The organism is Bacillus sp. NPDC060175, from assembly GCF_042728695.1.
Taxonomy (GTDB): domain Bacteria; phylum Bacillota; class Bacilli; order Bacillales; family Bacillaceae_G; genus Bacillus_A.
Window position 1 is genome coordinate 47,018 of the sequence record NZ_JBHWYR010000012.1, and the last position, 14,428, is coordinate 61,445.

A 14,428-nucleotide genomic window follows, 5' to 3' on the forward strand; every position below is an offset into this window, starting at 1 on the left:
GGAGAACATCATGAAATACAAAGTTATATTATTCGACGTAGACGATACATTATTAGATTTCCCTGAAACGGAAAGAAACGCATTGCATAGCACGTTTGTACAATTTGGTATGCCTACAGGGTATAATGATTATCTTGCAAGTTATAAAGAGATTAGTAATGGATTGTGGAGAGATTTAGAGAATAAAATGATTACGTTAAGTGAATTAGCGGTAGATCGATTTAGACAATTATTTGTCCTTCATAATCTAGAAGTAGATGCGCAGCAATTTAGTGATGTATACCTTGAAAACTTAGGGAAAGAAGTACATCTTATAGAAGGTGCAGTGCAATTATGTGAGAATCTTCAAGATTGCAAGTTAGGTATCATTACGAACGGATATACAAAAGTGCAACAATCAAGAATCGGAAATTCACCTTTATGTAACTTCTTTGATCATATTATTATTTCTGAAGAGGTTGGCCACCAAAAACCAGCGGGTGAGATTTTTGATTATGCGTTTGAAAAGTTTGGGATTACAGATAAATCAAGTGTACTAATGGTTGGAGATTCGCTAACTTCTGATATGAAAGGCGGAGAAGATTACGGTATTGATACGTGTTGGTATAATCCAAGTTTGAAAGAGAATGCGACGAGTGTTAAGCCGACTTATGAAGTGGAGAGTCTGCTACAAATTTTAGAAATTGTGGAAGTGGCGGAAGAAAAGGTAGCTGCATTTTAATAGCGTTAAGATTTTTCGATTAGTTGATATTTTAAGTTACGGTAGATATATTTGAAAAATCGTTCATATACTAAGGTATGGAACAAAAAAAGATGGAACCAAGTCAAAATGATTTTACTGAAAGAAAAAAGAAATAAAATTAGAACCATTTAAACAAGCTGGAATCGAAATTGAGGATTAATGTGGAGAAGGTTTTGGAAAACAGAAATAGTACTAAATAATATTTTAAGCTGTTTGTAATTGGTCATTACAAACAGCTTAAAAAGAAAAAATGATTGTCTCTTAGGATCCGAGCAATCGTTTTTTTATTTTTTTCGGAGATGAAATTTGTATTTTTGTACCCTATCTCCATCAAGTTAAAAAAATGTTTGTTCCCCAGTAATGAAAAAAATGAACTTAATTCTCATAAATAACTGTAAAGTGGTAAAAATTTCGTTTTGGGGGTAATCCAAAATCTTAAGTAATGGGCATGGGGTGGAACCCTTTCCTTGTTTAGACCGGATATCCGCCTGTTGGCGGTGGCCAAGCACTAAATAATCTGCGAATCAGCACAATTTCTCCTAAATGGTAGGAGTTATGAGATGCAATATTGCGTAGAACGCCACCAGGGGTTTCACCAGGCCATTCCTCCAATGTTTTGTCCAATTGAACAGTTTGGGCAATCGTGCATGCCTGTTCAATCCCTTGAAGAAAATACTGAATAATTTGTTGCCACTCTTCCTCACTGCCAGGCCATTCTTCTTCAGGCCAGCTCTCTTTTACATGGGCAGGCAATGCTGGCTTCTTCCCCTGAGCGGATAATAAGAGAAAATCTTGCCAGTAGGTCATGTGTTTTACTAATTGATAAATAGAATAAGGCAGTTCCTCTCTGCGTTTTCCTGCAAGCGCCACGTCTATATCCGACAAAGCATTCTTGATGGGAAGATGTCCTCTTTCTCCTCTTAACGATTTTACTAGTGCCTGGCTAAATGCTTTATTTGATTGCTCCATAATAATTGACTCCCATCCTGTTTTATTTTCTAATTTGCTGATTTTATGGTTCCGTCTCTTTTATATGCACTAAATATATTATAGAAGCTTTACGACTATTAAGAGAAAGTAAAATAAGGAAAAAATTACAAGAATCATTGACTTCTTAACGTACAGGAAATCGTTGATTTTTATTTGACTAATACCTTAATGTACAATTGTAGTAACAGATAAATCAAAGGTTCGAATGACAACATCCAGGTCTGCGTTAATGTCAGCCACTTTTGATTTTAGCTTTTCCGATCCCTCCTGAATTTTATCCAATTGATTTTATTGTGAATGAACTATGAGTTGATTATAATGGTTAGAGTGAACTCTAAGTCAAGAAAAAATAATAAAAGGATAGTTATTCTATTATGAGGGAATTCGCAAAGAAAAAATAGCGCTACCATACTAAGGTCATTTACGTGTTATAATGCATGAATTAAATGTACGTATATACATAGTTTATCAGAGTGATGCGATGTCAGGTATGAGCTGTGTAACAACTAGAGGTGAGTGAAGGATGTTAACGTTTTTATTTGAGTTAGACAAGGCTATTCCACAGAAGGATGAGCCACGGTATGTTGCTTATACAAATGGCTTTATCGAAGGGGATTTAACGATTTGTGTGGGTGACAGAGTACTTTTTCAAAAGTCATGCATGAAGGTCGCAGAGCTGGGCATTTATTTAGGACAGTGGATGGAACAAGTTCAACACGGGCAGAACATACATATGAATTATGAAACGATTGACCAGGAAGAGTTAATTCTTAGCTTCTTCTATGAAGAGGACGACAATCAGTGGAGAATTTCTTCCGGTTGGCAACAATTTGAACTTCAAGAGCGTATATCTACGACTATATTAGTAGAGAGTGTTCAACGCTATTTGTATGAGCTAAATAAGGAACTGCGCGCGATAGAATATCCTGTGACGTTTGATCAGTACTTAAGAGGAGAGCGAATGATGCAGCTTTCTTACAAACGACTGTGTGATAGTAAAGCAGATACGATGACGATAGAGGTTTACAATGGAAGCAAACAAGTAAGTGTAGTACGGGGCTATTATAAAAATACGTTGATGAAAGTGCTAGACTTCATTCCGAAAGTTGGTAGCAATATCAATTATGAAATAAAGGATAGTAAGGACAATATTCGCGTCATTACAAAGGATGTAAGTAGGCGGCGCCAAAGAAGGATTTTAGTAACGTACATCGATAATAATGATGCAGAGCATGAAATAATTGTATGTGACGGAAAGTTATTGGATGCAAATTTCGTATTTACCTTTACGTATAAGACAGAAGAATATGTTGTTCACAAAAATTCACTTGGGATTGGAAAGTTATTACGAAAGGGCTATGTAATCGCAGATTGGAATATTCGTCTTGAGGAAGATATGTATTACATCGAGATGAATGTATATGATGAGGATTATATACAGGATCAATACTTACTGTTAGGCGTATTTCATGCGGTTTTGTATGGGTGATAAACTATAATCAGCGGGGGGGGGGCATACCCGACGGATTATCAGCCCAACTCCCACAAATAGCGGAATAAATGAGAAATACCGGCATTCTTCATGGAAAGAATGCCGGTATTTTTTATTAATCCTCAAAAATAAAAACCTCATCAATCGTACTATGCAGTGCTCTCGCTATATCGTGAGCAAGCTGTAAGGAAGGATTATACTTTCCTTTTTCAAGGTGGCTAATCGTTTCACGACGTACACCAACCTTTTTCGCTAAATCTTCCTGCGTCATATGCAATTTGGCGCGGTATTCTTTTATCTTCGTTACGAACGCCATGGTGCATCTTCCATTTCATCCACTGGTTTATCGTAAAAGAAGATAGAGAATCCGAATGTAAGGATGAGTGTGCTGAAAATAATGGCGATATCAAGTTCTTGTAAAACTGGATTAGGAAATAGCATTTCAATAAACATAATGATAGTTGTTGTTAGTAATGTAACGATAAAGGCATTGCGGCATGATTTATTGACGATTTGTTCAAAAAGCTCATCGTGATGAACTTTTCTATATGTCGTGAAAAAGGAGAAGAAACAGAACATAGTAAACAATCCTTTTTCGTAAAAAAATCCGAGAAACCCAAAGAAACCGAGAAATCCTAAATATTTAATCCAAGTTGTTTTCACGATAGATTCTCCTTTCAATGTTAGAAATAAATCACTATATGTTATAAATATATCACATATGGAAATTCATAGTTATAATAGTTTTGCGGTTTATTTCATAATAATAGTAAAAAAGGTTAAAAATTCTGTAAAATAAAAAGGGAAATATCGTAAAATATTTGTAAGGAGGGGGAGGAAGAAATGTTAACTGGGATAATGATCGTTATATTACTTGTAGTGATTACTGTAATTGGAACGGTGTTAATTGGGCGAAATGGTGATGCGAATTATAGTAAAGCGACAAAAGGAAATATTAAACGACTTACGATGATTTATATTATATTAGCCGTTGTTTTAATCGTTGGATTAGGAGTTTATATTTATTTTAAAGGTTAAAAAACTGAAAAATGTAAAAATCTTAAAATATAAGTATGCTATAATGTTAATATAGTTAATTGGTAATTAAGGAAAGGATTGGATGTAATGATTGAAATTGTGAATGTGTCAAAAAGTTATAATGGATCTAACTACGCAGTAAAAGATTTAAGTTTATCTGTACCTAGCGGAGAAATCTTTGGGTTTTTAGGACCGAATGGTGCAGGTAAATCAACGACAATTAAGATGATTACTGGTATTCACGGGGTGGACAAAGGGACCATTACAATCAATGGTAAAGATATTATGAAAAATCCGATGGAAGCGAAGAAAACATTTGGCTATGTTCCAGATAGCCCGGATATGTTTTTACGATTAAAAGGGATTGAATATTTAAACTTTATGGCTGATATGTATGAAGTACCGAAGGAAGTAAGACAAGAACGAATAGAGTCTTTAGCGAAGAAGTTTGATCTTTATAATGCTTTATCTGATCAAATTCAAAGTTATTCACACGGTATGAGGCAAAAGATTGTTATTATTGGTGTGCTTATACATGAGCCAGATGTATGGATTTTAGATGAACCATTAACAGGGCTGGATCCGAAATCTGCATATATTTTAAAAGAAATGATGAGAGAACATGCGGATAAAGGAAAGATTGTATTTTTCTCTACACACGTATTAGAAGTGGCGGAAAAAATATGTGACCGTGTCGCTATTATTAATAAGGGGAATTTGCAGTTTAAAGGGAATTTAAATGAAATGAGAGATCATTTTAAATCCAATGAATCACTTGAAAAAATGTTCTTGGAGATGACGGGCAATGAGTAAAATATGGACGTTAACGAAGGTATTATTGAAATTAAATTATGCAGATTTCATAGCAGATAAAAAGAAACGATGGGCATATTTATTTTCATTTGCAGCCATTTTATTTGTAGGTTTTTTAATCTTCGGTTCGATGACCCATGGAATATATGAAGGAATGATACACCTCGGACAAAATCCAGGAATTGTTATTGCGATGGGATTAGCGATTGCTAGTATATGGGTATTTTTGATGAGTATTATGAACATTTTAACTGTGTTTTACTATAGTAATGATGTTGAAATGTTACTACCTTTACCGTTAAAACCAGCGCAAATTATTTCGGCAAAGTTCTTTACAGTGTTAATTACACAATACGTAATGAGCTCGTTTATTTTATTGCCTATCTTTATTACTTACGGTTTAAAGAGTGGTGCTTTCATTACATATTACATTTACATGATTGTCATTTACTTATTCTTCCCGATCATTCCGCTAGTTTTAGCTTCGTTAATTATGACAATTATTATGAGGTATACGAATATAGCGAAAAATAAAGATCGAGGGAATATATTCATTGGAATTGTAAGCATACTATTTATCGTCGGAATCAATGTATTTATGCAATGGAGAAATAAAAGTGCAGTATCTGGAGCTGGAGATTCAGTTGTGAATTATCTTGCAAATAATGAATCCTCACTTTTCATACAAATGACAAATTATTTTCCAACTACATATTTTGGAGCGATGGGATTAGTAGAAAATGCATCGTGGAAAGGCTTATTATACGTTCTTATTTACGTTCTTATTTCTATCGCGTTCTTCGGGCTGTTTTATTACATTGCAGGGCGTACATATTTGAAAGGGGTTATTGGACTTTCAACGAGCACAGCAAAGAAAGAGGTAATTTCAGCAGAAGGTTTACAGAAATCAACGGTACAAAGTTCTCATTTAAAAGCATATGTGAAAAAAGAATTTAAAACGTTATTCCGCACGCCACAATTTTTCTTAAATTGTATTGTGCAAACGTTCGTTATGCCAATTATGCTGTTCTTTGTTTTATTTGTACAAGATGGAAATTTAAAATGGATTACGGAATATATTGATAATCCAGAATCTGCAGGTTTCGCAATTGGTGTTGGCCTTTGTGCATCCTTATTTTTAATGGGGAGTAACGTTATTGCAACAACGTCATTTTCTCGAGATGGAAGCTCTTGGTTTGTGAATCGTTATTTACCAGTAAAGGCTTCGGATATCTTTTTTGCGAAAGCAATAACTGCTTGGTTAATTAATGTGGTCATTTTAGCAGTATTCGGTATTACAATGGCAGTTGTAGCAGGTATTTCGCCAGTCTTCATGATACTTTGGTTCTTACTAAGTGCGAACGGGTTATTGTTAATTAATTTAATCGGTACGCGCTGGGATGCACAAACTGCAGATATACATTGGGATACAGAACAAAAATTATTTAAAAGTCGATACACAACTTTGTGGAATTTTTTAGCTAATATTTTAATAGCTTTAGTTATTGTAGCGGGAGTAAGTGTATTATACTTTGTCCTTCAGGTAGGACTTTGGATTATGTTTATCGTTTTATTTGTAATGTTTACGATTGTAAATTATATCTTTATTAAAATTTTAAAATTAGGCGCTGAGCGTATATTGTCAAATATTCAATAAGAAGATATATCCTCTGTATTCGTGCAGAGGATATATCTATAGATGGAGGAGAAAAGGTGAAGAAAATAGCAATTGTAACAGGGGCAACTCGTCTGAATGGAATTGGTGCAGCTGTATGCAAGGTGCTTGCTCAAAAGGGGATAGACGTCTTTTTCACGTACTGGCCTCGGTACGATAAAGCAATGCCGTTGGGAATGAATGATCGAGAACCCTTTTTGTTGAAAAAGGAAATTGAAAGTTACGGCGTTCGATGTGAAATGGCAGAAATCAACTTATCGCAGTCTTATTCATCTAATCGTGTATTGTATATGGCATCAGAACGTTTAGGTGAGCCATCTATTCTTATTAATAATGCGGCGTATTCTACTCATACGAAAATTGAAGAGTTAGATGTAGAGCAGTTAGATAAACATTATACGGTCAATGTTCGTGCTCCTATGCTATTAAGTTCATTATTTATGAAACATTTTTCACTTAAAACGAGTGGAAGTATTATCAATCTTACTTCTGGTCAGTCACTAGCGCCAATGCCAGATGAACTGGCATACGCAGCAACAAAGGGAGCAATAGAAGCATTTACAAAGTCAGTTGCACCAGTAGCTATGGAGAAGGGGATTACAGTCAATGCTGTTGATCCAGGACCAACCAATACAGGATGGATTACAGAGGAATTACAGCATCATTTAGTATGGAAATTCCCGCAAGGTAGAGTTGGAGAACCGGTGGATGCTGCACGTTTAATTGCTTTTTTAGTAAGTGAAGAGGCGAAGTGGATTACTGGGCAAGTCATTCATTCGAACGGTGGTTTTTCATAAAAGTATTATGTTAACAAGTGTTGAGAAACAAAAAAAATAGTAATTATTTTATTTTTTTGTATAAATAAAATGTCAAGAAAGATAAAAAAATGATAGGAGAGTATGTTGTCATTTGTAGATTGAAAATCTTCATGTGACAACATACTCTTTTTCTTTTGCTACAGAAGAGAAAAATGAAGTAGAAAAAACTCGAATATTAAAATAAATTTATCGTTTTTTGTACGTATTATTATGAAGATTACTGTCGGAAAGATGGTACTTCGTATGAAAAGGGATTTTTTAAGGGGAAATCGAATCGTAAAGGGGAGGATAAAGTGAAACTTTAATCAGTGAGGGGCTGTTTATCCTCCACTGATTATTAGCCTTCACCAATCGGGCGTTTACGGGCAGTTGATCTCGCACTTAACTTCCTCGCACCATCCGACTTCTGAGGTGGGAGTCTTACTGCCCGTTAATGCGGGATAAATTATATAAACATAGGGGGATTTATATGAAAATGAAAAAGGTCGCTATCGCATCAGTAGCAATTAGTACAATGCTTACAATGGCAGCTTGTAGTACCTCCACAGATAAAGATGCAGCGAAGAAGGATCAGGCAACTGCACAAAATGAAGAGCAATCAAAAACGACAAGTGCAGATGAAGCGTCAAAAACAACGAAAGATACTGAAAAAGACACAAATACTTCTTCGAATGAAAAAACAGATAAGGATGCAAAAAATACGAAAGAATCAACAGAAAGTAACGGCAAAACAACAAAAGAAAAAGAAACGACAGGAAAAACGAATGATCAAACTACTAGTGGCAAAGCAACAGATCAATCAACTAGCGGAAAAACGACAGACCAAACGACAAATGGAAAGACAACGAAAGATCCGAAGAAAAACGTCGCTGTGAAAGCAAATGTAAAAGAAGTCGTTACATTAATTGAAAGCTTAGACAAGCAATTAGCTGCAAATCCTAAATTAGAAACAGTAAATAAACTTGGAAAACAAATTAATGAGAAGTGGGATGTAATTGAAAAAGATATAGAAGCATCACATCCAACTGAATACAAAACAATTGAACAAAGTTTGTATCCATTAATTATAAGAGCGGAAAAAGAAAAGATAGATGTTAATAAAATGAAGTCATTAACGACGAAAACGAAAAAAGATTTAAATCAGTTATTGACGAAGCTTTCATAGTTTCAAACAAGCCTACTCGTATGAGTAGGCCTTCTTAGTTTGTTTAGATAGAATATGGGGTTCACCATATTCTATCTAAATCTTTTTAGTTACTGTTCATTTTCGGTGGGTGTTAAGAAATAAAGACTTCATTTGAAAGGAACATCCCAATGATAAAAATAAAACCATTACGGACAATTAACAATGGTAATTGTGACGCTAGCCATTGTTCCAGGAGAATCAAGAAGTGAAGCGGTAACGATTACTGTTCCAGGTCCATTTGCGGCTAGAAATACAGCGGTAAAGTTACCTGAAGCATTGGTGATGGTAGCAAGAGGAACCATGAAAGCAAGAGAAGGGTTACTAAATGAAAAGCTGACTACTACCCCTGCAGCAGGACTACCGTTTACTAATACTTGACCTGAAAAAAATAAAGTATTATTTCCTTGGGTGGATACACACGCTGTGGTTGCGTTAGAAGTTAAGGTAATAGATGCAGGTCCAGCAGGAAGATTAAATCCAGTAGGCCCAGTATTGCCGGTAGGACCAGTATTACCGGTAGGCCCAGTATTGCCGGTAGGACCAGTATTACCGGTAGGCCCGGTGTTGCCAGTAGGTCCAGTATTGCCGGTAGGCCCGGTGTTACCAGTAGCACCAGTGTTCCCGGTAGGACCTGTAGGAAATTGAAAGGGTTGAACAGGTGGAAGGGTAGGCCCAATTAAACCTGGATTTAGCGCAGCAGAAAAGAAAAAATCGTCCATTATATTTCACCTCTGAAAAGTTCGTATTACTAATAGTAAATGCAAAAGTAGAACAAAGTGAAATGGACAAGCGAGTATATTTATTAAATTTAACTAAATAGTTATTTTAATTAAAAAAGCAGTTAGTTTTTGCTAGCTGCTTCACTCCCTGGAGAGTTCTCGTTATGTAATTTAGATGAAGATATTAGCTATTAAAAATATAGCTCCTATCAAAATTAGAGATTCAAATAAAATCAAAAATTGGTTTTTCTTTGGCTTTTGAAATTCCTTTATTAAGCCAAATACTGCACTTATACCGAAAACAATATATAGACAGATTATTATGGTTTCTAACATTTTAAACACTCCTAATATATAGATATTTTCATTATACATCAAAATTAAAATTTATGTAAGATTTTAACAAAAATCTTATTTGAGGGTCATTTAAAAGGGATTAGGGATATAAAAAGGCTGTAGAGGATAAGCCAACTACAGCCTGAATATGAAAAGTTTCATAAATTATCCACTTTAATTCAATATTCATAGTATGAAAGATGGAATACAAAAATATTTACAGAGGTGAGGTGAATAAAGAATGCTTTGTAATTATTTTTACACTGAAACGCAAATGCGTCCTTTAGGAGGGCATGGGCCTGCGCAAAGTACTATTCAAGCTGTTCATCAGGCTATACAAGCACAGCAACAAGCATTACAAGCACAACAAATGCAACAAAGTTATTACCCACCACAATCGTATTATTCATTACACTCTTATTATCCACCACAGGCGTATTACCCAGCACAATCATATTACCCGATGTAGATTACACAAGGATGGTATTCATTTTTGATTGTTATCATGTGAAACTGTATATGTTTTATAGCGGAAAATGCCAAAACAGAAATAGCTCTTTGATGGAGATAGACTGCAAAAACATAAATTTCATATTTTAAAAAAGAAAAAAGATTGCCTATATCCTAAGAGGCAATCTTTTTTGAGTTGGTTGTAATGGCTAATTACAGGTTTTAAATATTATTTAGTGTTATTTCTACTCTCCAAAACCTTCTCCATATTATGAGTTGGCCATTCCATCATTAAAAGGATCATTGGGCGTAGTGACTCGCCAAGTTCAGTTAACGAATATTCTACTTCACGGTATACCTCTCGATGTACGATACCATCTGCTTCAAGTTCTCTAAGTTGCAGTGTTAACATTCTTTGAGTGATATTAGGTTTTAATCTTTTTAATTCTTTTTTAATTTAGTGAGAGTGTCTTAAAAATAGTCGAATTGCTTGCTCAGGTACATAGAATTTTCCATTGCTTTCTACAACGATGCTTCCTAATTCATAATCTTTTCCATCGATACAGATAATGTTTTTATTAACAGACAATTTGGCCTCTGTATTATTGCGTTTTACTACAAACACCGGGTTTAGTGTAGCTTTTTTGTCAATCGTTACAGCTGCACCAATTTGTTTAAAGGCTGTTTCAGCATCTAAGAATAATTTGTTAGTGATTTCTCCTAAGTGAAATCCCATTGCTTTGGCCATTGTCTTCGCAATGTCTGTATTTTGGACTAAACCGTATGGCTTTTGAGGACCGTAAGAGTATAAGAATACATCTTCACCCGTATGACCACCAGTTGTAAAACCGATGTTCGCACGGTTGGCCAATAATTTAGTAAGGATTGGACCTACATCAGCTTTCTTTTGTGCAACTTTTAACTTTATTCTTTCATCATCAGTTAGGTTGTCTAAACCGTAAAGAGCAGCTACTTCTTTTATATTAGATAAATCATCTTTTAGTTTACTTGTAGCACCTTCAAGTGTCATTTTCGCCTTTTTCAGTGGGTCAATGTAAGCTGATACTGGTGTAGTATCATATCCTTTTGTTGTATTGCTGTTACCAATGGAAATACCGCTATTACCATGATCCGCTAATGCAATGACCATAGTGTTATCATCTTTCTTCGCAAACTCTAACGCTTCTGTAACCGCATCATCAAACGCTAATACATCGCTAATCATCCCGATTGGGTCATTTGCATGTGCTGCCCAATCTGCCTTACTGCCTTCTACGAATAAGAAGAAACCATCTTTATCTTTTGATAATGTTTGAATTGCTTTGCTCGTCATCTGGGAAAGAGTTGGCTGCTCAGGATGATTTGCTTCACGATCCATATCGAAGGCAAGGGCAGTATTAGAGAAAGAACCCCAGATTTTCTTTGATTTGGAGTTTAGTAACGCATCTTTTGTTTCGACAAAGTCGTACCCTTTGTCTTGAATCACTTTTACTAAATCTTCGTTGTCTTTACGAATTCCATTGCCTGTCGTAGGCTGAAGTGCTGCCTTTCCACCACCCAATACAACTTCTATATTTTGATAAACTTGCTGTTCACCAAGCACTTCAAAATTCTTGCGGTTAGCATGGTGGGCAGAGAAACTAGCCGGAGTAGCATGCTGAATTTCTGATGTAGCAATGATTCCTGTTGCGCGGCCTGAATGTTTTGCACCTTCTAAGACGTTGGCAACTGGACGAAACTTGCATTCTTCTTTAATTGGCTCTAACCCAGGCGAATTCACAATAGAAGGTAATACGCCCACATAGCCTGAATTTGATTTATTTCCTGTCGCTAAAGCTGTGGCTGCCGGTGCAGAATCCGTAATAGCTGATTCTGCTGAATACGTACGAACACCTCCGGATACAATTTGATCTAGTGCAAGAGGTGAACCTTTATACCACCGGGCTAATGTTGTAGCAGAAGAGCTTGTCCCATCTATAACCATGAAAATTACATTTTTAGGTGGCTTTACTGCTTTTTTTACTGCAGCTTTTACCTCGTTATCGTTCATCATGCTTCCTGCTGCTAATGAACCTAGTGCTACCGTTCCCGCTAATGTTAGTCCCATTATTTTTTTACGAAGAGTAGTCATTGTGGTTCCTCCATAGGTTGTTTTTCGATATCCCAATCTAACGTTCATATGTAAACAAGATTTATTATTAGTAGTACCCTATTGCCACGAAACTAACAATAACTATGGAGTCAAAATGCTTTACACGAAAAGTTAAATTTAAGCTACTTCTTCAGCAAAATCTTCTTCTCATATAGAACATCTTTGTATCCTTAAGTTATAAGGTCTTTCCTATAAAAAGAATCTTCTCTTTATTTTATGGGAAACATTAAAAAAAGGATGGTGGGGAAAATGACAATTGATCGAGTTTGTACAATTGGGCCAGCAAGTAATAATGAAGAAACATTAGCGCAGTTAATAAACAATGGTATGAAAATTGTACGGTTGAATTTATCACATGGCACGCATGAAAGTCATAAAGAAATCATTCGTTTAGTAAAATCGTTAGACGATTCTATTAAAATTCTAGGGGATGTACAAGGTCCTAAAATAAGATTGGGTGAAATGAAAGAGGAACAAATTACACTTGAAGTAGGGGAGTTATTTATTTTACATACTCATCCAGTTGAAGGGAATAAAGAAGAAGCAAGTGTTGATTATGTAGGGATTGCGAACGACGTGAAAGTTGGAAGTAGGATTCTTATTAATGATGGAGAAGTTGAGTTAATTGTTGAAAAGGTAAGTACGGACAAAATAGAAACAAGGATAAAAACAGGTGGAAATATTGCCTCTCATAAAGGGGTAAATTTACCAGGTGCAATTGTTAGTTTACCAGCTATTACAGAGAAAGATAAAAAAGATATTCAGTTTCTTTTAGAAGAGAATGTTGATTTTATTGCGTGTTCCTTTGTGAGAAAACCTAGTCATATAAAAGAAATACGGGATTTTATACAAGAGCATAAAGAAATTTCCCCGAGTTTAATTGCAAAAATAGAAACGATGGAAGCAATCGAGAATTTTCAAGACATATGCAAAGAAGCGGATGGCATTATGATCGCAAGGGGAGATTTAGGTGTGGAATTGCCGTATCAATTTATTCCACTGTTACAAAAAATGATGATTCGTGAGTGCAATCGAACGAATACATATGTAATTACAGCGACACAAATGCTTCAATCTATGGTAGATCACTCTATTCCTACAAGAGCTGAGGTGACTGATGTATTTCAGGCTGTACTCGACGGGACGAATGCTGTTATGCTTTCTGCTGAAAGTGCGTCAGGGGAGCATCCAATCGAAAGTGTGAAAACGTTACGTCTCGTTTCGGAATTCGCTGAGCATGTGAAAAAAGATGGGCCTTTTGCGATGAAAGATGTACTGGAATTGCTGCATAAGTCTCTATAGTTTATATAGAAGGATGTATCTCTCATCCTAAAAACGTACGGAAACATGAGGTGCCATTTTAGTATTTACTGACAGATTGAAAGGTGGCATGCCTGCTGCCTATATGAAAGAATCATTATGGAACATGGAGGTTTTTCGAAAATCGAAAGAAGGATTTTAAATTAGTTAATCCAGTTATCCAATTAAAAATATGTTCATTCCTATTCATAAATGATATCCTTATAGTTGAATACTTTTGCTGAATCAGCAAGAATTTGTTGTTCTTTCTGTATGAATTCAACTTTTTTATGGAAAGATATGTTAGTAAGTGTGCAATTTGAACGTTTTATTTTTTAGAGTATGATAGGAGGAGAATGAATATGGAAGCAATTGAAGTAGGCGAAGTTTTTAGTCTTAGCGATGAGAATAATGAAGAACAGGAAGTTGAAGTGCTTGGAGCGATGGATGTCGAAGGAGCAGAATACATTGCGGTTGCCTTTGTAGAAGACATTCAAACAGAAACAGAGGAAGACATTGATATCTTCTTTTTAAAAGTAGAAGAAGATAATGAATTCTCATACATAGAGAATGATGAGGTATTTGAAAAAGTATCTGCGGCGTTTGAGAAGATTATGGACGAGCAAGAATAATAATAAAAATAGTTAGACAAAAGAGGGAGATGCATAGCTGCCCTCTTTTTTTGTATATGGTTGAAAAATCTTTCTCTAATTTCTGT

Annotated in this window: 16 protein-coding genes and 3 pseudogenes; 12 read left to right on the top strand and 7 right to left on the bottom strand. The window is 35.4% G+C overall.

Annotation, left to right across the window (positions count from 1 at the left end; all coding sequences use genetic code 11):
* Positions 1 to 10 precede the first annotated feature (10 nt).
* On the top strand, positions 11 to 721 hold the full coding sequence (locus ACFWDE_RS08975; protein WP_377891610.1) for a YjjG family noncanonical pyrimidine nucleotidase: 711 nt from the start codon (positions 11 to 13) through the stop codon (positions 719 to 721).
* Between the two features lie 492 nt (positions 722 to 1,213).
* Here ACFWDE_RS08975 and ACFWDE_RS08980 read toward each other — a convergent pair whose 3' ends face one another.
* Positions 1,214 to 1,711: a DinB family protein gene (locus ACFWDE_RS08980; protein ID WP_002146593.1), complete on the bottom strand. Its 498-nt coding sequence runs from the start codon at positions 1,709 to 1,711 to the stop codon at positions 1,214 to 1,216.
* Between the two features lie 189 nt (positions 1,712 to 1,900).
* Positions 1,901 to 1,999: pseudogene (locus ACFWDE_RS08985) on the bottom strand (SDR family NAD(P)-dependent oxidoreductase); the annotation flags it as partial.
* 256 nt (positions 2,000 to 2,255) lie between these two features.
* Between ACFWDE_RS08985 and ACFWDE_RS08990 the strand changes: the two are divergent.
* Entirely contained in the window at positions 2,256 to 3,221 is a 966-nt protein-coding gene (locus tag ACFWDE_RS08990; protein WP_377891613.1) for a tubby C-terminal domain-like protein, read from the top strand.
* Between the two features lie 118 nt (positions 3,222 to 3,339).
* Here the strand turns inward: ACFWDE_RS08990 and ACFWDE_RS08995 are convergent, their stop codons facing one another.
* Together ACFWDE_RS08995 and ACFWDE_RS09000 are read right to left on the bottom strand one after the other, a co-directional pair.
* Entirely contained in the window at positions 3,340 to 3,540 is a 201-nt protein-coding gene (locus ACFWDE_RS08995) for a helix-turn-helix transcriptional regulator (protein WP_377891615.1), read from the bottom strand.
* Positions 3,528 to 3,887, bottom strand: a complete 360-nt coding sequence (locus tag ACFWDE_RS09000; protein WP_377891617.1) for a DUF3796 domain-containing protein — start codon at positions 3,885 to 3,887, stop codon at positions 3,528 to 3,530. The genes ACFWDE_RS08995 and ACFWDE_RS09000 overlap by 13 nt, the downstream gene beginning before the upstream one ends.
* A gap of 180 nt (positions 3,888 to 4,067) precedes the next feature.
* On the opposite strand from ACFWDE_RS09000, the gene ACFWDE_RS09005 reads away from it, so the two are divergent.
* From ACFWDE_RS09005 to ACFWDE_RS09035, 7 genes are all read left to right on the top strand, one after another.
* Entirely contained in the window at positions 4,068 to 4,262 is a 195-nt protein-coding gene (locus ACFWDE_RS09005; RefSeq protein WP_002142517.1) for a hypothetical protein, read from the top strand.
* A gap of 87 nt (positions 4,263 to 4,349) precedes the next feature.
* Positions 4,350 to 5,075 carry an ABC transporter ATP-binding protein gene (locus ACFWDE_RS09010; protein WP_002146599.1) on the top strand — a complete coding sequence of 242 codons (726 nt, stop codon included), beginning with the start codon at positions 4,350 to 4,352 and terminating at the stop codon, positions 5,073 to 5,075.
* A complete protein-coding gene (locus ACFWDE_RS09015; protein WP_002146600.1) occupies positions 5,068 to 6,732 on the top strand; it encodes a putative ABC transporter permease subunit in 1,665 nt (554 codons plus the stop codon). Before ACFWDE_RS09010 ends, ACFWDE_RS09015 begins: the two co-directional genes overlap by 8 nt.
* Before the next feature lie 56 nt (positions 6,733 to 6,788).
* Complete coding sequence (locus ACFWDE_RS09020; protein ID WP_377891620.1) at positions 6,789 to 7,547, top strand: SDR family oxidoreductase; 759 nt, start codon at positions 6,789 to 6,791, stop codon at positions 7,545 to 7,547.
* Between the two features lie 490 nt (positions 7,548 to 8,037).
* Positions 8,038 to 8,733 carry a hypothetical protein gene (locus ACFWDE_RS09025; RefSeq protein ID WP_377891622.1) on the top strand — a complete coding sequence of 232 codons (696 nt, stop codon included), beginning with the start codon at positions 8,038 to 8,040 and terminating at the stop codon, positions 8,731 to 8,733.
* A 183-nt stretch (positions 8,734 to 8,916) separates the two neighbouring features.
* Positions 8,917 to 9,132: a hypothetical protein gene (locus ACFWDE_RS09030; protein ID WP_227493876.1), complete on the top strand. Its 216-nt coding sequence runs from the start codon at positions 8,917 to 8,919 to the stop codon at positions 9,130 to 9,132.
* 45 nt (positions 9,133 to 9,177) lie between these two features.
* Positions 9,178 to 9,399, top strand: coding sequence for a hypothetical protein (locus ACFWDE_RS09035; RefSeq protein ID WP_377891624.1), 222 nt, complete (start codon positions 9,178 to 9,180; stop codon positions 9,397 to 9,399).
* A 17-nt stretch (positions 9,400 to 9,416) separates the two neighbouring features.
* Here ACFWDE_RS09035 and ACFWDE_RS09040 read toward each other — a convergent pair.
* A pseudogene (locus ACFWDE_RS09040) lies at positions 9,417 to 9,473 on the bottom strand (exosporium leader peptide-containing protein); the annotation flags it as partial.
* A 577-nt stretch (positions 9,474 to 10,050) separates the two neighbouring features.
* Between ACFWDE_RS09040 and ACFWDE_RS09045 the strand changes: the two are divergent.
* Positions 10,051 to 10,278 (top strand): DUF3947 family protein, encoded by a 228-nt coding sequence (locus ACFWDE_RS09045; protein ID WP_377891626.1) that lies wholly within the window; start codon positions 10,051 to 10,053, stop codon positions 10,276 to 10,278.
* 210 nt (positions 10,279 to 10,488) lie between these two features.
* Here the strand turns inward: ACFWDE_RS09045 and ACFWDE_RS09050 are convergent.
* Positions 10,489 to 10,707 (bottom strand): annotated as a pseudogene (locus tag ACFWDE_RS09050) (winged helix-turn-helix transcriptional regulator); the annotation flags it as partial.
* Positions 10,708 to 10,716: 9 nt separating this feature from the next.
* A complete protein-coding gene (locus tag ACFWDE_RS09055; RefSeq protein ID WP_377891628.1) occupies positions 10,717 to 12,390 on the bottom strand; it encodes an alkaline phosphatase in 1,674 nt (557 codons plus the stop codon).
* 270 nt (positions 12,391 to 12,660) lie between these two features.
* On the opposite strand from ACFWDE_RS09055, the gene ACFWDE_RS09060 reads away from it, so the two are divergent.
* Both ACFWDE_RS09060 and ACFWDE_RS09065 read left to right on the top strand, forming a co-directional pair.
* Positions 12,661 to 13,713 (top strand): pyruvate kinase, encoded by a 1,053-nt coding sequence (locus ACFWDE_RS09060; RefSeq protein WP_377891630.1) that lies wholly within the window; start codon positions 12,661 to 12,663, stop codon positions 13,711 to 13,713.
* A gap of 359 nt (positions 13,714 to 14,072) precedes the next feature.
* Positions 14,073 to 14,342 carry a DUF1292 domain-containing protein gene (locus ACFWDE_RS09065; RefSeq protein WP_377891632.1) on the top strand — a complete coding sequence of 90 codons (270 nt, stop codon included), beginning with the start codon at positions 14,073 to 14,075 and terminating at the stop codon, positions 14,340 to 14,342.
* Positions 14,343 to 14,428: the final 86 nt, after the last annotated feature.

What these genes read in the sequence shown, in the direction of transcription:
- ACFWDE_RS08975 (WP_377891610.1), top strand. Translation starts at nt 11, where the DNA reads ATGAAATACAAAGTTATATTATTCGACGTAGACGATACATTATTAGAT.
- ACFWDE_RS08980 (WP_002146593.1), bottom strand. Translation starts at nt 1,711, where the DNA reads ATGGAGCAATCAAATAAAGCATTTAGCCAGGCACTAGTAAAATCGTTA.
- ACFWDE_RS08990 (WP_377891613.1), top strand. Translation starts at nt 2,256, where the DNA reads ATGTTAACGTTTTTATTTGAGTTAGACAAGGCTATTCCACAGAAGGAT.
- ACFWDE_RS08995 (WP_377891615.1), bottom strand. Translation starts at nt 3,540, where the DNA reads ATGGCGTTCGTAACGAAGATAAAAGAATACCGCGCCAAATTGCATATG.
- ACFWDE_RS09005 (WP_002142517.1), top strand. Translation starts at nt 4,068, where the DNA reads ATGTTAACTGGGATAATGATCGTTATATTACTTGTAGTGATTACTGTA.
- ACFWDE_RS09010 (WP_002146599.1), top strand. Translation starts at nt 4,350, where the DNA reads ATGATTGAAATTGTGAATGTGTCAAAAAGTTATAATGGATCTAACTAC.
- ACFWDE_RS09015 (WP_002146600.1), top strand. Translation starts at nt 5,068, where the DNA reads ATGAGTAAAATATGGACGTTAACGAAGGTATTATTGAAATTAAATTAT.
- ACFWDE_RS09025 (WP_377891622.1), top strand. Translation starts at nt 8,038, where the DNA reads ATGAAAATGAAAAAGGTCGCTATCGCATCAGTAGCAATTAGTACAATG.
- ACFWDE_RS09030 (WP_227493876.1), top strand. Translation starts at nt 8,917, where the DNA reads ATGGTAATTGTGACGCTAGCCATTGTTCCAGGAGAATCAAGAAGTGAA.
- ACFWDE_RS09045 (WP_377891626.1), top strand. Translation starts at nt 10,051, where the DNA reads ATGCTTTGTAATTATTTTTACACTGAAACGCAAATGCGTCCTTTAGGA.
- ACFWDE_RS09055 (WP_377891628.1), bottom strand. Translation starts at nt 12,390, where the DNA reads ATGACTACTCTTCGTAAAAAAATAATGGGACTAACATTAGCGGGAACG.
- ACFWDE_RS09060 (WP_377891630.1), top strand. Translation starts at nt 12,661, where the DNA reads ATGACAATTGATCGAGTTTGTACAATTGGGCCAGCAAGTAATAATGAA.
- ACFWDE_RS09065 (WP_377891632.1), top strand. Translation starts at nt 14,073, where the DNA reads ATGGAAGCAATTGAAGTAGGCGAAGTTTTTAGTCTTAGCGATGAGAAT.